This is a genomic window from Pseudomonas sp. GW823-FHT04A03 (assembly GCF_058796615.1).
This window is the reverse complement of the sequence record NZ_JBXAIV010000012.1, coordinates 97,141-112,859: the sequence shown is the minus strand read 5'-3', so window position 1 is coordinate 112,859 and position 15,719 is coordinate 97,141. Positions and strand designations below refer to the sequence as shown.

Annotated in this window: 12 protein-coding genes; 11 read left to right on the top strand and 1 reads right to left on the bottom strand. The window is 63.4% G+C overall.

The features are described 5' to 3' along the window. The first annotated feature begins 94 nt into the window (after nucleotides 1-94). From AC1Q9F_RS24445 to pgaD, 11 genes are all read left to right on the top strand, one after another. Nucleotides 95-523 (top strand): MarR family winged helix-turn-helix transcriptional regulator, encoded by a 429-nt coding sequence (locus AC1Q9F_RS24445; protein WP_011331882.1) that lies wholly within the window; start codon nucleotides 95-97, stop codon nucleotides 521-523. Further along, nucleotides 520-2,583, top strand: coding sequence for an FUSC family protein (locus AC1Q9F_RS24440; protein WP_492621078.1), 2,064 nt, complete (start codon nucleotides 520-522; stop codon nucleotides 2,581-2,583). The genes AC1Q9F_RS24445 and AC1Q9F_RS24440 overlap by 4 nt, the downstream gene beginning before the upstream one ends. Then, nucleotides 2,580-2,789 carry a DUF1656 domain-containing protein gene (locus AC1Q9F_RS24435; RefSeq protein ID WP_492621079.1) on the top strand — a complete coding sequence of 70 codons (210 nt, stop codon included), beginning with the start codon at nucleotides 2,580-2,582 and terminating at the stop codon, nucleotides 2,787-2,789. The genes AC1Q9F_RS24440 and AC1Q9F_RS24435 overlap by 4 nt, the downstream gene beginning before the upstream one ends. Further along, the gene (locus AC1Q9F_RS24430) at nucleotides 2,786-3,673 is read left to right on the top strand and encodes an efflux RND transporter periplasmic adaptor subunit (RefSeq protein WP_129973835.1); all 888 of its coding nucleotides are present in this window, start codon (nucleotides 2,786-2,788) and stop codon (nucleotides 3,671-3,673) included. Before AC1Q9F_RS24435 ends, AC1Q9F_RS24430 begins: the two co-directional genes overlap by 4 nt. Then, nucleotides 3,670-5,112, top strand: a complete 1,443-nt coding sequence (locus AC1Q9F_RS24425; RefSeq protein ID WP_492621080.1) for an efflux transporter outer membrane subunit — start codon at nucleotides 3,670-3,672, stop codon at nucleotides 5,110-5,112. The genes AC1Q9F_RS24430 and AC1Q9F_RS24425 overlap by 4 nt, the downstream gene beginning before the upstream one ends. A gap of 93 nt (nucleotides 5,113-5,205) precedes the next feature. Next, on the top strand, nucleotides 5,206-5,841 hold the full coding sequence (locus AC1Q9F_RS24420; RefSeq protein ID WP_007957651.1) for a hypothetical protein: 636 nt from the start codon (nucleotides 5,206-5,208) through the stop codon (nucleotides 5,839-5,841). A 199-nt stretch (nucleotides 5,842-6,040) separates the two neighbouring features. Further along, nucleotides 6,041-7,546 (top strand): YdgA family protein, encoded by a 1,506-nt coding sequence (locus AC1Q9F_RS24415; protein WP_492621081.1) that lies wholly within the window; start codon nucleotides 6,041-6,043, stop codon nucleotides 7,544-7,546. Between the two features lie 258 nt (nucleotides 7,547-7,804). Beyond that, nucleotides 7,805-10,285 (top strand): poly-beta-1,6 N-acetyl-D-glucosamine export porin PgaA, encoded by a 2,481-nt coding sequence (pgaA, locus tag AC1Q9F_RS24410; RefSeq protein WP_492621082.1) that lies wholly within the window; start codon nucleotides 7,805-7,807, stop codon nucleotides 10,283-10,285. 12 nt (nucleotides 10,286-10,297) lie between these two features. Next, a complete protein-coding gene (pgaB, locus tag AC1Q9F_RS24405) occupies nucleotides 10,298-12,295 on the top strand; it encodes a poly-beta-1,6-N-acetyl-D-glucosamine N-deacetylase PgaB (RefSeq protein ID WP_492621083.1) in 1,998 nt (665 codons plus the stop codon). 1 nt (nucleotide 12,296) lies between these two features. Further along, nucleotides 12,297-13,652 (top strand): poly-beta-1,6-N-acetyl-D-glucosamine synthase, encoded by a 1,356-nt coding sequence (gene pgaC / locus AC1Q9F_RS24400; protein ID WP_207984658.1) that lies wholly within the window; start codon nucleotides 12,297-12,299, stop codon nucleotides 13,650-13,652. Beyond that, nucleotides 13,649-14,182: a poly-beta-1,6-N-acetyl-D-glucosamine biosynthesis protein PgaD gene (gene pgaD, locus AC1Q9F_RS24395; RefSeq protein WP_474732963.1), complete on the top strand. Its 534-nt coding sequence runs from the start codon at nucleotides 13,649-13,651 to the stop codon at nucleotides 14,180-14,182. Before pgaC ends, pgaD begins: the two co-directional genes overlap by 4 nt. Here the strand turns inward: pgaD and AC1Q9F_RS24390 are convergent. After that, nucleotides 14,175-15,704, bottom strand: coding sequence for an FAD-dependent oxidoreductase (locus tag AC1Q9F_RS24390; RefSeq protein WP_492621084.1), 1,530 nt, complete (start codon nucleotides 15,702-15,704; stop codon nucleotides 14,175-14,177). The two genes, pgaD and AC1Q9F_RS24390, sit on opposite strands and share 8 nt — an antisense overlap. Nucleotides 15,705-15,719: the final 15 nt, after the last annotated feature.

The window sequence follows — 15,719 nt, the reverse complement described above, 5'->3', positions numbered from 1 at the left end:
ACTTGACTGAATTTCCCCACCAATGCGATATTGATAGTTAGCAAACTAACAGTGTGTGCATTCCCTCGTGCCGAATAACCTCGACGCTCTCCAGATGAATATCAGCAGTGCCATGGTGGTGGCCGCCAGGCATTGGCGGAAGATCTGCCAGACCACGCTGGTCAACTATGGAATTTCCGAAGCCTGCGCCGTCCCGTTGTTGATGATCGGGCGGCTGGGCGAGGGTGTGCGCCAGGTGCAGGTGGCGCAGGCGGCGGGGATGGAGTCGCCGTCGCTGGTGCGTCTGCTCGATCAGTTGTGTCACGCCGGTTTTGTCTGCCGCACCGAAGATGCCCAGGACCGTCGCGCCAAATGCCTGAGCCTGACCGACACCGGCCGGGAGCTGGTGCAAGCGGTGGAGGCGCAACTGGTGCGTCTGCGCCATGAAGTGCTCGAAGGCATCGACCAGCGCGATCTGGAGGCTACGCTTCGGGTACTGAGAGCTTTTGAGGCGGCCACTCCGCCAACGGTGATTAATCCGTGAACGGGTTCTTTTCCGGCATGCCCCCGGCGCGGGACTGGTTCTACGGGATCCGCACGTTCGCGGCCTCGATGATCGCGCTGTACATCGCCTTGCTCATGCAGATGCCGCGTCCTTATTGGGCGATGGCCACGGTGTACATCGTTTCCAGCCCGTTCCTCGGCCCGACCAGTTCCAAGGCGCTGTATCGCGCGATCGGCACGTTTCTCGGTGCGGCGGCGGCGGTGCTGTTCGTGCCGATGTTCGTCCAGAGCCCGTATGTGCTGGTGGTGGTCATCGCCTTGTGGACGGGGATTCTGCTGTTCCTGTCCCTGCACCTGCGCACCGCCAACAACTACGCGCTGATGCTGGCCGGCTACACCTTGCCGTTGATCGCCCTGCCGGTGGTGGATAACCCGCTGGCGGTGTGGGATGTGGCCGAATCGCGGACCGAAGAGATCTTTCTCGGCATCGCCGTGGCGGCGGTGGTCGGCGCGATGTTCTGGCCACGGCGCCTGGCACCGGTGTTCAACGACGCCGTGGGCAAATGGTTCGCCGACGCCACGACTTACAGCCTTAAATTCCTCAGCCGCGACGTGCAGCCTGAAGAAGTCACCGCCCTGCGCATGGCCATGGTCGGCAGTTTCAACAGCCTGGAATTGATGATCGGCCAGTTGCCGCACGAAGGTGCGCGGCCGCAGACCGTTCGCAACACCAAGGAGTTGCGCGGGCGGATGATCCACCTACTGCCGGTGATCGATGCCCTCGAAGATTCGCTTTACGCCCTCGAACGGCGCACGCCGGAGCTGGTAGAAAAATTCGCGCCGCTGCTCACGGCGACCCGCGAATGGCTCGGCCACAAAGACGCCGATCTTGAACGCTGGCAAGCCCTGCGGGATCAGCTCGAAGCGCTGCAACCGAGCGCCGAAGCCCTCGAAGATCGCAAACAGTTGCTGTTTTCCAATGCGCTGTATCGCCTCGGTGAATTCATCGATTTGTGGCAGGACTGTCGCAGCCTGCAGGACGCGATCCTGTGCGAGCGCCAGGACAGCTGGCGCGCGGTCTATCGTCACTGGCGCCTTGGCCGCCTGACGCCATTTCTCGACCGTGGGCTGATGCTGTATTCGGTGGCCTCGACCATCCTGGCGATCATCGTCGCCTCGGTACTGTGGATCCTGCTGGGCTGGACCGACGGCGGCAGCGCAGTGATTCTGGCGGCGGTTTCGTGCAGCTTCTTCGCCTCGATGGACGACCCGGCGCCGCAGATCTACCGGTTCTTTTTCTGGACCGGGATGTCGGTGCTGTTCGCCAGCCTGTACCTGTTTTTGGTGCTGCCGAACCTGCATGATTTCCCGATGCTGGTGCTGGCGTTCGCGGTGCCGTTCATCTGTGTCGGCACCCTGACGGTGCAGCCCCGTTTCTACCTCGGCATGCTGCTGACGCTGGTCAACACCTCGTCGTTCATCAGCATTTCCGGTGCTTACGACGCGGACTTCTTTGCCTTCGTCAATTCCAACCTGGCGGGCCCGATGGGGCTGTTGTTCGCGTTCATCTGGACCCTGATCGCCCGGCCGTTCGGCGCGGAACTCGCGGCCAAACGCCTGACCCGTTTCAGCTGGAAAGATATCGTCAGCATGACCGAGCCGGCCAACCTCGCCGAACACCGGCAACTGGGCGTGCAACTGCTCGACCGCCTGATGCAGCACCTGCCGCGTCTGGCGCTGACCGGCCAGGACACCGGCATCGCCATGCGCGAAGTGCGCGTGGGGCTGAACCTGCTCGACCTGCTCGCCTACACGCCGCGAGTGACGGGCGCACCGAACGCGCTGCTCAAGCAAGTGGTGGCAGAGGTTGGCGAATATTTCCGGGCCTGTCTCAAGTCCGGCGAACGCCTGCCTGCGCCTAGCGCCTTGCTGATGACCATGGATCGCACCCGTCGTGCGCTCAACGGCCACGGCGATGAAGAAACCCGACTAAACCTGTTGCACGCCTTGAGCGGTTTGCGCCTGGCGCTGCTGCCCGGCGTGGAATTCGTCTCCAGTGCCGAGCCCGAAGAACCGCTGCCCGAAGGAGCGCCCCTATGATCGGTGATCTGGACATCAGCGGCATTTTCCTGCCGACCCTGCTGGTGTTGATGGGCATCACTTATGTGCTGTTTGTGTTGGTACACGGCGTGCTCACACGCCTGCATTTCTACCGTCTGGTCTGGCACCGGGCATTGTTCAACGTGGCTCTCTACGCCGTGATGCTGTGCGGCGTGGATTCACTCAGTCGATACCTGATGACATGAAAAAACCGTTTCTGACCCTCGGTCGCGTCGTCCTGACGCTGCTGATCGTGACTTTCGCTGTCGTCGTGGTCTGGCGCATGGTGATGTATTACATGTTCGCGCCCTGGACCCGCGACGGCCACATTCGCGCCGACATCGTGCAGATCGCCCCGGACGTGTCCGGGCTGATCCAGCAGGTCGAAGTGAAGGACAACCAGTTGGTGAAACGCGGCCAGGTGCTGTTCAGCATCGATCAGGACCGTTTCAAACTGGCGCTGCGCCAGGCCAAGGCGGCGGTCGCTGATCGCGAAGAAACCCTCGCCCAGGCCCAGCGTGAAGCCAAACGTAACCGTGGTCTGGGCAATCTGGTGCCGGCCGAACAGCTGGAAGAAAGCCTGTCGAAAGTGGCCCGCGCCCAATCGGCCCTGGCCGAAGCGCTGGTGGCGGTGGACAGCGCTCAGCTCAATCTTGATCGCTCGGTGATCCGCAGTCCGGTGGACGGCTACGTCAACGACCGTGCGCCGCGCTCGCAGGAATTCGTCACCGCCGGGCGTCCGGTGTTGTCGGTGGTCGACAGCAATTCGTTCCACATCGACGGTTATTTCGAAGAGACCAAACTCGACGGCATCCACATCGGGCAGTCGGTGGATATCCGCGTGATCGGCGACCGCGCCCGCCTGCGCGGGCATGTCGAAAGCATCGTTGCCGGTATCGAAGACCGTGACCGTTCGAGCGGCAGCAACCTGCTGCCCAACGTCAATCCGGCGTTCAGCTGGGTACGTCTGGCGCAACGGATTCCGGTGCGCATTGCCTTCGACGATGTACCGGATGATTTCCGCATGATCGCCGGGCGTACCGCCACTGTGTCGATCATCGACGATCAACCGCAGGAGCCCGCCAAATGAGCAGGGCTCTGATGATCGCCGGTTTGGGCATGATGCTGTCGGCCTGCTCGATGGTCGGGCCGGACTATCACGTGCCCGAAGACGCGGCGATCCAGCGCAAGGATTTCCAGGGCGACCTGGCGGTGGCCGGCAAACCGGTGGTGTCGGCCCCGGTGCCGGCGGACTGGTGGCGGCTGTATCAGGATCCGCGTCTGGATCAACTGGTGCAGCAGGCCGTGGCGTCCAACACCGATCTGCGAGTGGCGGCGGCGAACCTGTCGCGGGCCCGTGCGCAGGTCGATGAAGCCGAGGCGGCCGGTGGCTGGAGCGGCGGCGTGAAAATGGGCGCCCAGCGCTTGCAGGAATCCGGCGAGGCGTTCCTGCTGCCGGAGAAAGTGCCGGTGGCCAACATTGGCGATATCGGTATCAGCGCGTCCTATCAGTTCGACCTGTGGGGCACGCTGCAACGCGGGATTGAAGCAGCAAAGGCCAACGCCGACGCGACTCAGGCCGCTGCCGACACCGCACTCATCACCCTGGTCGCCGACGTGGTGCGGGCCTACACCCAAGTCTGCGCGGCGAACGAGGAACGGGAAATCGCCCAGCATTCCCTCGACCTGCAATCCCAGAGCACCACGCTGATCCAGCGTCTGCGCGACGCCGGGCGCGGCGACGAAACCCAGGTCACCCGTTCGCAGACCCAATTCAAATCCCTGCGCGCTGACATGCCGCGTTATGAGGCGGCGCGTCAGGCCGGGTTGTTCCGGCTGTCGATGTTGCTGGCCAAGCCTGTCGATCAATTGCCGGCCGGCACCGCGACCTGCGCCGAACTGCCGAAAATCGCCCAACTGGTGCCAGTCGGTGACGGCGCCACGCTGCTCAAGCGCCGGCCGGACATCCGCCAGGCCGAGCGCCGTCTGGCGGCCGCGACGGCCGGAATCGGTATCGCCACCGGCGAGCTGTACCCGGACATCAGTTTCGGCGCGACGATCGGCACCGTCGGTATTCTGGACAACCTTGGCAAACCCTCCACCAACCGCTGGGGCTTCGGCCCGTCGCTGAGCTGGAGCGTGCCGACCAACGGCGCCCGGGCCCGCATCCGCGAAGCCGAAGCCACGACCCAGGGCGCGCTGGCGCATTTTGACGGCGTGGTGCTCAACGCCATCCGCGAAACCCAGACCGGCCTGTCCCAGTACTCCGCGCTGCTGCAACGCCGCGATGCGCTGGCCGATGCCGAACAGTCGGCGAAACTGGCGGCCGACCAGACGCACCGCTTCTTCCAGGCCGGCCGCGAGTCGTTCCTCGCCGACCTGCAGGCCACCCGCACCTACACCGATGTCACCGCGCAACTGGCCGCCGCCAACACCCAGGTTGCCATGAGCCAGATCGATTTGTTCCTCGCCCTGGGAGGCGGTTGGGAAAGCGGACGAACGCAAGCCTCGAGCGCCAGCAAACCCTGAGGCCGTTGCTATGCTTTGAAGTATTGAAAGGGCGCCCCGAACCAGGCGCCTTTTCAGTGCACATCGCTAGCGCAGGTCTAGGGGAAACCAATAATGAAAAACCCTTACGCTCTCGGCTTCTGGTGCGCCCTGGTAGCCCTGGTGCTGCTGTCGGCCACCTATTTCTACGGCATCATGCTGGCCCACCAGATCGACAAGGCAATGGTCTTCCTCGACAGCACCGTGGCGCTGATCGCGGTCATGGCGATCGTGGTCGTGGCGTCGGCCCTGGTGCAAAGCCAGCGACTCAAGAAACGCCAGCTTGAGCAAAGCAAGACGCTGCTGCTGATCTGGGACACCAAAGTCGCACTGCGCAAAGTCGAAACCGTGTTCGACCGCTACTTCTGGGGCAGCTACTGGCAACCGGGGCGGACTTTCGCCGAGGTCATGGGCGAACTCACCGGCACGCCGCTGGAAAAAAGCCTCGAAGCCCTGAAAAAACAATGCCTGGCCCTCGACCGGCAAGTCGCCGACGACGGCTGGCACTGGCTCAACAACGCCCGCGAACTGTCGGACGTCGCCACGGCCATGGCCCGCGAGCGCTATCAACTGGACTTCTGCGACCCGCGCAGCGACGGGCCGGGTGGGGCGGTGATCGACCGGGATTTCGAAGTGCTGGTGTACACCTGGACCGCACGGCTGAAAAGCTTCGACCATCAGCTCGATGAGATCGAGGTGCAATATTCCTGATCCCGAAAAGATCGCCGAACCCGGCGATCTTTTTGTTTGTCCATGTCCCGTGGACATTCTTTAACCTTTAAACATTGGGCCCCGTCGCACTGCCAGTGCTAATCTCCACCGCTAAATTCAGCGGAGTCGCGCCACGGCCCGGTCACGGGTTCAGGGAAGACGACCACACTTTCAGCCACGGAAATCGATCAGGTCATTCATGAATAAATCAGCAGGCGTGCTTCTCGGAATTGTTGTGGCCATTGGCGCCATCAGCGTAGGCGGGGCCTGGTACACCGGCACCAAAATCGAAGGCGTGCTGAACAACGCCGTCGCCAACGCCAACAGCGAGTTGCAGACCGCCATGGCCGGCTCCAACGGCAGTGCGTCGCTGGAACTGGTATCGCTTGAGCGCAACACCTTCAGCAGCACCGCGCACTATCGCCTCAAGGGCGAGGGTGAAATGTTCGGCGAGGAGCCGGTCGAGCTGTTGTTCGTCGATCACATCGAACACGGCCCGTTGCCGTTCTCGCGGCTGGTGTCGCTGAAATGGCTGCCGGTCATGGCCACCAGTCACTACGAACTGGAAAAGACCCCGATCACCGAAAAATGGTTTGCCGCCACCAAGGGCGCCGCGCCGCTCAAAGGTGTGGTCAACATCGGTTACGACCAGTCCACCACCGGCAACCTCGAACTGCTGCCGCTGGAAGCTGCGCTGGACGACAAGTCGAGCCTGAAGTTTTCCGGCCTGAACATGGACATTTCCGCCAGCGCCCAGGCGCAGAAGGTCAAGGCCAACGGCTACATGGACAGCCTGCATCTGACCACGGTCGCCGAAGATCAGGCGCCGGTGCAGATCGAACTCAATGGCCTGACCCTGGCCAGCAATCTCGCCAAGAGCACTTACGGCTACTACACCGGCGAGAACACCCTGGAACTGACCAGCAGCAAGACCACCTTCGGCGTCAAACAGTCGGTGCTGGGCGTGAAGAACTTCGAAATGAAGAACCGCACCGAAGAGAACGGCAGCAACGCTTCCGGCCGTGCCGACTACAAGGTCGGTGAAGTGACCCTCAACGACAAGAAGATCGGTTCGGCCAACCTGGCCATGAGCCTGAAAAACCTCGACATTCCGTCGGCCATGTCGCTGATGCAGATCTACCAGACCAAGCTGCAGCCGTATGAGAAGGCCGCCGCTGAAGCCACCGCCGCCGGCCTGCCGGCACCGGAGCTGAACCTGACCGAGGCCGAGTCCACCCAGGTCAAGGCCGACCTGCAGAAGCTGCTGGCAGCCGGGCCGCAATTGGCGCTGGAAGACCTGTCGCTGAAAACCGCCAACGGCGAAAGCCGCGCGAATCTGGTGCTCGACCTGGCCAAGCCACAGTCGATGGACCTGCCACCGGATCAACTGGGCAAACAGCTGATCGCGCTGCTTGACGTCAATGTGCTGGTGTCCAAGCCGATGCTGGTCGATCTGCTCAGCGTGCAGGCGCAAATCGACGGTCAGACCGATGCCAAGGCAATCGTCGACCAGGCCAGCGCTGGCGCCGACATGTTCGCCGGCATGGCCGTCGGTACGCAGCTGGCGACGCTGGACGGTACCAACGTTGTCACCAAACTGCATTACGCCGCCAATCAGGTGGAATTCAACGGCCAGAAGATGACCGTCGAGCAGTTCGTCGGCTTCCTGATGAGCAAGTTCGGCAGTATCGAACAGCCTCAGTAAACGCCCCGCGATACACCGCAACGCCCGGCCTCTGCACCCGCAGACGCCGGGCGTTTTGCTGTCTGGCGTCCGGGCTTGAGGCCGGTCGGGAAAACCGTCGTCACGAATCTGAACAATTATTGTGTTCTGAATATTGGTCTAGGCTTGCGTGCAAGACTGCTTGGATAAGCTTGGCTGAGCGTTTATTGCTTGGCCTCCGTTACGAAATGGGCAAGGGGGGGCGTTGCTACCCGGCTGGCCATGTAAGGATGCTGACGAATGCCGCGTATTGATGTTCCCGTATTACATCGTGGTTTACGCCCTTTGTTTCGAGTCGCGCTGTGCAGCCAGTTGCTCTGGCCGGCGTTCGCGTTCGCCGATACGGCCTACGATCAAATGGTGCTCGATGCCCGGGCAGGGCATTACACGCCCGCGCTGACCGCTTTGCGTCAGGTGCCGCCGGCCCAGGCCACTACCGGCCAGGTCAGCGATCACCTGCAAATCGCCGGCTGGGCCGGGCTCGACGCTGAAGTAGTTCAGGTCTACGAGACTCAGGGTCTTGGCCGTGCACTGCCGGTTCAGGCGCTGACCGCTACCGCCCGGGCCTACCGCAACCTCAAGCGCTGGGATCAGGCGATCCAGGTCTACAACAAGGCCCTGACACTGGAGCCGGATAACGCCGACCTGCAACTCGGTCTCGCGTTGACCCAGGCCGATTCCGGCAAGCCCGACGAAGGGGTGATCCGCGCCCGTTCGCTGGTCGCCGCCAAACCCGATGATCCTTCCCGCCGACTGGCGCTGGGCTACGCCCTGAATCGCGCCGGCAAGCCGTACGACGCGCTGTTCGAATACGACCAGGCCTTCATCCGCGCCGGCAACAAACCGGAAGTCGCCCGCGAATACGTGGTCGCCCTGCAAAAGGCGCGTCTGCCGGAGCCGGCGCTGCGTCTGGCGAAGCAGCGTCCGGGGCTGATCGATCCTGTCACCTTGCGACGTCTGGAAGGCGATCTGGCTGCCGAACGCGTGCGCCTTGCCGAACTGGCCACCCGCAGCGAAAAAGAACGCTACGTGATCGCCGATCGTGCCTTGGCCGACTACGACCAGTTGCTCGCCACCTGGACGCCGGACGCCAGCGCCCACGACGACGTGACCCGCTGGCGCATCGACCGCATGGGCGCGCTCAAGGCCCGGGCGCGCACCGCCGAGGTCATCAGCGAATACCAGAAGCTGCAAGCCGAAGGCGTGAAGATTCCGACCTACGCCCTGCGCTGGGTAGCGGCGTCCTATCTGGATCAGCGGCAGCCGGAAATCGCCACCGATCTTTACCGTCAGGTGCTGGCAGCCCCGGACGCCGATGTCGGCGATCGACTCGAAGACACCACGGCGCTGTATTACTCGCTGCTGGAAAGCGATCGCGCCGAAGAGGCGCGCAAGGTCGCCGAAGATCAGGCGAAGACACAAAAGCCGCGCATCGAACTCAAGGGCCTGCCGATCGGCAACCCCAACGACGAATGGATGGACGCCCAGCAACTGGCGGCGCAGGCCGGCACCTACGGTTCCGACCTGCCTCACGGCGAAGAGCGCTTGCAGACCCTGGTGGATCAGGCGCCGGGCAATATCGGCCTACGCCTGGCCCAGGCGGACTTGTACCTGGCCCGCAACTGGCCGCGCCGCGCGGAAAACCAGCTCAAGGAAACCGAGAGCATCGCGCCGCGCGACATGGGCCTGGAAGTCGCACAGGCCCGCACCGCCATGGACCTGCAGGAATGGCGGCAGATGGATGCGCTGACCGATGACGTGGTGGCGCGTTTCCCCGACAACCGTCAGGTCCAGCGTCTGGCCCGTGAGCGTGAAGTGCACGACATGTCCGAGCTGCGCGTCGAAGCCTACGGCGGCAAGGCCAACGGTGGCGGAGGTGGCGACGCCGGCGCAGTCACCGGCAGCCGCGATTTCGGTATCCAGACCACTCTTTACAGCCCGCCGATCGATGAAGACTGGCGGGTGTTCGCCGGGGCCGGATACGCCACTGGCGATTTCGCCGAAGGCACCGGCCACCATCGCTTCCAGCGTGTCGGTCTGGAGCGTCGCACCCGCGACATGACCCTCGAAGCCGAGGTGTCGAACCATTCCTATGGCTTTGGCGACAAGCAGGGCGCGCGTCTGGCGATTGCCCGCGACATCGACGATCACTGGCAATACGGCGGCAGCCTCGAATACCTGTCGGCCGAGACCCCGCTGCGGGCACTCAACAGCGACATCAAGGCCAACGGCGGCAGCGGTTTCATCCGCTGGCGCGCCAACGAGAGCCGCGAGTGGCGGCTGTCGGTCAGCCCGTCGCACTTCAGCGACGGCAACAACCGCGTCGAAGCCTTGCTGACCGGAAAAGAGGGCGTCTACAGCGCGCCGAACCTGCAAGTCGATGCGGGCCTGGAAGTGGGCACCAGCCACAACTCCAAGTCCGATGACGTGCCGTACTTCAACCCGAAGTCGGACTTCAGCGTCATGCCGCTGCTGAACGTCAATCACGTGCTGTACCACCGCTACGAAACGGTGTGGAGCCAGCAGTTCCAGGCCGGTGCGGGTACTTACAGCCAGCGTGATCACGGCACCGGCGGCATGGCATTGCTCGGTTACGGCCAGCGCTACGCCTGGAACGACGTGTTCGAGGTGGGCGGTTTGTTCAGCGTGATCAACCGGCCCTACGACGGTGACCGGGAAACCGATCTGCGTCTGCTCGTCGACCTCACTTTCCGCTTCTAGAAGAGTTTGAAGATGCCTTTGATTTCGCGTTTCATCCTTCTGCTGGGAGTGCTGCTGGTCAGCGCCTGCGCCCAGCAAGCCCCGGCCTTCGTGCCGCCGTCCGAGCGACCGGTGGCAGCCAATGAAAAGCCCTGGCCGAAAAACCACGTGCTGGGCATTGCCTACCACGACGTCGAAGACCGTGACCCCGATCAGGCGGTGGTGGCGGTGCGCACCGAGCGCCTGCTCGAACAGCTCGCCTGGCTGCGGGAGAACAACTACCAACCGGTGACGGTCGACCAGATCATGGCCGCGCGCAAAGGCGGGCCGGAACTGCCGCCCAAGGCGATCCTGCTCAGCTTCGACGACGGTTATGCAAGCTTCTACACCCGTGTGTTGCCGGTGTTGCGCGCCTACAACTGGCATGCGCTGCTGGCGCCGGTCGGTACCTGGATCGATACGCCGCTGAACCAGCCGGTGGACTTCGCCGGCACGCCGCGTCCGCGTTCCGACTTCCTGACCTGGGCTCAGGTGCGGGAAATCTCCCAATCGGGCCTGGTGGAAATCGCTGCCCACACCGACGCCAGCCACAAAGGCATCCTCGCCAACCCGCAAGGCAACATGCAGCCGGCGGCCGCGACCCGACGCTACGACCCGGTGAGCAAGCGCTACGAATCCGAAGCCGACTTCCAGGCGCGGATCCGCGCTGACGTGCAGGCGATCTCGGAGAAGATCCGCAAGAACACCGGTAAAAAGCCGCGCATCTGGGTCTGGCCTTACGGGACGGCGGACGGCACGTCGCTGACCGTGGTCAGCGAAGAGGGCTATGAAATGGCCCTGACCCTCGATGACGGTCTCGATGCCCTCGACAACCTGATGAGCGGGCCCCGTTTCCTGGTGGCTTCCGACCCTGACGGCGAGCACTTCGCCAACAGCGTGGTCGGCGTGCAATCGGACTTCACCATGCGCGTCGTGCACGTGGATCTGGACAACGTCTACGACCCGGACCCGGCGCAGCAGGAAATCAACCTTGGCAAACTGATACAGCGCATGGCCGACATGGGCGCCAACACGGTGTTCCTGCAAGCCTTCGCCGATCCCAAGGGCGATGGCCTGGTGCATTCGCTGTACTTCCCCAACCGTCATCTGCCGATGCGCGCCGACCTGTTCGACCGCGTCGCCTGGCAATTGCGCACCCGGGCTCACGTGAAGGTCTTTGCGTGGATGCCGGTGCTGAGTTTTGAACTGGATTCGAAGCTGCCACGGGTGACGCGCTGGGATCCGAAGACCGGCACGACCGCTGTCGACCCGGATCAATACAAGCGCCTGTCGCCGTTCGATCCCGAGGTGCGACGGATCATCGGCGAGATCTACGAAGACGTGGCACGCCTGACTTCGGTCGACGGCATTCTCTACCACGACGACGCGGTGCTTTCGGACTTCGAAGACGCCGGCCCTCAGGCGCTGAAGGCTTACGCCGCCCAAGGCTTGCCGGGTTCGATCGCCGCCCTGCGTGACGATCCGGCGGCGATGCAGCGCTGGACGCGCTTCAAGAGCCGCTACCTGATCGACTTCACCAACGAACTGACCGCCAAGGTGCGCGCGATTCGTGGCCCGCAAGTGCTCACCGCACGCAACATCTTCGCCGAGCCGGTGCTCAATCCGCACAGCGAAGCGTGGTTCGCGCAGAACCTAGACGACTTCCTCGTGACCTACGACTGGACGGCGCCGATGGCCATGCCGCTCATGGAAAAACAGACCCAGGCGCAATCCGGCCCGTGGCTCGAAGAGCTGGTGGCGAAGATCAAACAGCGCCCCGGTGCGCTGGATCGCACGGTGTTCGAATTGCAGGCCCGGGACTGGACGAAAAAGGAACAGGCCGACATCGACGGTGCACAACTGGCCGACTGGATGAGCCGCCTCAAGCGTCAGGGCGCCACCAGTTTCGGCTACTACCCGGACAACTTCCTCGAGAACCTGCCGGACCTGAAAACCGTGCGGCCTGCGCTCTCCAACAAATGGAACCCATGACATGCTGGATAGACTGCTGGCCCTGCTTGTTCTGGCGATCGTCCTCGGCGTCCCGCTGGGGCTGATCTTCCTGGTCACCGGGCAATTCCTGATGGACTTCGTGTTCTTCTACCCGCTGTTCATGTCCGGGTTGTGGATTTCCGGTGGCCTGTATTTCTGGCTGCACTGGGAGCGGCACTGGCCGTGGAAGGACGACACGCTGCCGCCACCGCTGGAAGGCGAACCGCTGATTTCGATCCTGATCCCTTGCTACAACGAGGGCGACAACGCCGCCGACACCATCCACGCGGCGCTGGCGCAGCATTACCCGAACATCGAAGTCATCGCGATCAACGACGGTTCCAAGGACAACACCGCCGAAGTGCTGGATGCGCTGGCCAAGGAAGACCCACGACTGCGCGTGCTGCACCTGGCGGAAAACCAGGGCAAGGCCGTGGCCCTGCGCATGGGCGCCATCGCTGCGCGCAGCGAATATCTGGTGTGCATCGACGGTGACGCGCTGCTGGCGCCGAACACCGCTGCTTACCTCGTGGCGCCGATGCTCGACAACGCACGACTGGGTGCTGTGACCGGCAACCCACGGATCCGCACGCGTTCGACCTTGGTCGGGCGGGTTCAGGTTGGTGAGTTCTCGTCGATCATCGGGCTGATCAAGCGCACTCAGCGGGTGTTCGGGCGGATCTTCACCGTGTCGGGTGTGATCGTCGCGTTCCGCCGCACGGCGCTGAACCGGGTCGGTTACTGGAGCCCGGACATGATCACCGAAGACATCGACATCAGCTGGAAGCTGCAACTGGACCACTGGAGCATTTTCTACGAGCCCCGTGCCCTGTGCTGGATCCTGATGCCGGAAACCTTGCGCGGTCTGTGGAAGCAGCGCCTGCGCTGGGCCCAGGGCGGCGCCGAAGTGCTGTTCAAGAACATCCGCGGGATCTGGCAGTACCGCCACCGTTACCTGTGGCCGCTGCTATTCGAATACTGCCTGTCGACCGGTTGGGCGTTCACCTTCCTGTTGTCGGTGATCTTCTGGGGCGTCGGCAAGTTCGTGGTCATGCCGGAAGCCATTGCCGTCGATCACCTCATGCCGCCGGCGTTTACGGGGTTGCTGCTGGCGTTTGTCTGCCTGGTGCAGTTCGCAGTCAGCATCATCATTGACCGGCGTTACGAGCCGGGCCTGGGCAGGACCATGTTCTGGGTGGTGTGGTACCCGATCGCGTTCTGGTTCGTCAGCCTGCTGACCACGCTGGTCAGTTTCCCCAAAGTACTGTTCGGCCAACACCAGAAGCGTGCGCGCTGGGTCAGTCCCGACCGGGGTATCAAGCCGCTCGGGGACGATGAAGAGGAGGTTATCAAATGAAAATCATCCGGACCCGCCAACGGCCGTTTCTGGTGGTGGTCGATGCGTTCTTCACCGTGCTGGCCTGGATCGGCCTGCTGTATCTGCTGGCGCGCGGTTTATGGCCGCTGATCGAGACCCACGAAGGCGGGCCGCGCATCGACAACTCGGCGTTCGAAGCCCTCGGCACCTTGCAGATTTATCTGTGGGTGGCGTTGGTCAACGCCGTGATCCTGATCGGCTGGGCGCGCTATCAGCAACGCAAGAGCCGAAGCTTCGCCCAGCGCCGCCTGCCGTCTCCGGTGGTCGACGATGAAGGGCTGAGCCGCAGCTTCAAATTGTGCGACGACCGCTTTCAGAAACTGCGCGGGCCGGGCGTGATGACTATCCACAACGATCAGGACGGCGACGTCAGTCACGTGGTGCCGCATCTATGGCCGGTCCAGCCGCAAGAACTGCCGCCACCGCTGGCGCCACTGGAGCATCCTCGGGTGATCTTTCTGCACGCCGAGGACGACGACAACCGCGAGCCGCTGAACCGGATCACCTGACGGCGCGAATCAGTCGCCAGGCTTCCTCCATCGGCAGCGGTTGCTTCATGCGCTCGGCCAGCAGCGCCATCGCTCGTTCTTCTTCGCAGGCCACCGCTGCCACCACCACGCCCTTGCTCCCGAACAGCCCGATAAACGGCGGCTGTTCGGGTTCGCCGATAAATTCGACCGCATCCCACGCCTCGGCGTGGCCGAGATAGTCGTAGTTGCGGCCGAAATGCCAGGTCCAGAAATACGGCACGTCGAGGTAATGCTCATCGCCACCGAGCAGATTCGCGGCGGCGATCCGCGCGTGCTGCTGGGCCAGGCGCCAGTGTTCGATGCGTTGTGGTTTGCCGTTCAACGGGAAGGTGGCGATATCGCCAATCGCCCACAGGCTGTCGGCGACGCGCAGGCTGGCATCGACCAACAGTGATTGATCGTCCTCGCGCGGCAAGTCGCCGAACGCTTCGGTGGCCGGATGCACGCCGATTCCCGCCAATACCAGATCCGCCGACAGACGCAGGCCATTGTCGAGCAACACCGCCTCGACCTTGCCGTCGCCGGTGATCTCCCTGGCTTCGTGATCGGTGATGAATTTCACGCCGTTTTCTTCGTGCAGCGCGCGGATCGCCTTGCCGACGGCTTCACCAAATTGTGCCGCGAAGGGAATCGCGTGACGCGCCAGCACCGTCACCTCGAGACCGTGCTGGCGCAGGGCCGAGGCACATTCGAGCGCAATGAAGCTGTCACCAATAATCACCGCGCGCTGGCCGGGTCGGGCGGCGTCCATGATGGATTGCGCCTGGGCTTTGCAGCGCAGGACAAACACCTGGGGAAGGTCGGCGCCGGGCAGTTTCAGTTCATTGGGCGTTGCGCCGGTGGCCAGCACCGCCGCGCTGTAATGCAGTGTGCGGCCATCGCTCAGGTGAAGGGTTTTGGTATCGGCATCGAGCCCGGTGACCTCGCCTGAAACCCGGTTGATGTGCTGTTCGCGGTAAAAATCGTCATCGCGCAGGGGCGGAGTTTCCTGCGTCGGCATTTCCCCGGACAACACGAATTTGCTTAGCACCGTGCGGTCGTAACCGGCGTCCGGCTCGCGGTCGATCAGCACGATCCGCCCGCCGAAGCCTTTTTCCCGCAGGGCGGCGGCGCAGGCCGTTCCCCCGGCACCGGCGCCAACGATGACAAAGGTGCGCGGATCGTCCTGCGGCGGGGTGTGCGGATCCGGCAGCGGCTGATCATCGACCCACACTTCGTCGCCGCGCAGTTCCAGCGGGTAACGCTTGAGACTGTCCAGCGCCGGAGGCTCGCACAACGCGCCATCCTCGGCGCGAAAGGCTGCCTTGTGCCACGGGCAGATCAGTCGGCCGTGGCACAGCGCGCCTTCCGCTAGCGGCGCGCCGGCGTGCGGGCATTCCCCCTGAAAGGCGCGCAACTGGCCGGCGGCGCGCAGCAGGACGATCTTGCAGTCGCCGATTTGCACCTCCAGCCCACGGTCTTCAGGCACATCGGCGAAACGGGCGACACGGTGCAGGGTCATGGTCGTGTTCCTCAC

What these genes read in the sequence shown, in the direction of transcription:
- AC1Q9F_RS24430 (WP_129973835.1), top strand. Translation starts at nt 2,786, where the DNA reads ATGAAAAAACCGTTTCTGACCCTCGGTCGCGTCGTCCTGACGCTGCTG.
- AC1Q9F_RS24390 (WP_492621084.1), bottom strand. Translation starts at nt 15,704, where the DNA reads ATGACCCTGCACCGTGTCGCCCGTTTCGCCGATGTGCCTGAAGACCGT.
- AC1Q9F_RS24420 (WP_007957651.1), top strand. Translation starts at nt 5,206, where the DNA reads ATGAAAAACCCTTACGCTCTCGGCTTCTGGTGCGCCCTGGTAGCCCTG.
- AC1Q9F_RS24415 (WP_492621081.1), top strand. Translation starts at nt 6,041, where the DNA reads ATGAATAAATCAGCAGGCGTGCTTCTCGGAATTGTTGTGGCCATTGGC.
- pgaD (WP_474732963.1), top strand. Translation starts at nt 13,649, where the DNA reads ATGAAAATCATCCGGACCCGCCAACGGCCGTTTCTGGTGGTGGTCGAT.
- pgaA (WP_492621082.1), top strand. Translation starts at nt 7,805, where the DNA reads ATGCCGCGTATTGATGTTCCCGTATTACATCGTGGTTTACGCCCTTTG.
- AC1Q9F_RS24445 (WP_011331882.1), top strand. Translation starts at nt 95, where the DNA reads ATGAATATCAGCAGTGCCATGGTGGTGGCCGCCAGGCATTGGCGGAAG.
- AC1Q9F_RS24435 (WP_492621079.1), top strand. Translation starts at nt 2,580, where the DNA reads ATGATCGGTGATCTGGACATCAGCGGCATTTTCCTGCCGACCCTGCTG.
- AC1Q9F_RS24425 (WP_492621080.1), top strand. Translation starts at nt 3,670, where the DNA reads ATGAGCAGGGCTCTGATGATCGCCGGTTTGGGCATGATGCTGTCGGCC.
- pgaB (WP_492621083.1), top strand. Translation starts at nt 10,298, where the DNA reads ATGCCTTTGATTTCGCGTTTCATCCTTCTGCTGGGAGTGCTGCTGGTC.
- pgaC (WP_207984658.1), top strand. Translation starts at nt 12,297, where the DNA reads ATGCTGGATAGACTGCTGGCCCTGCTTGTTCTGGCGATCGTCCTCGGC.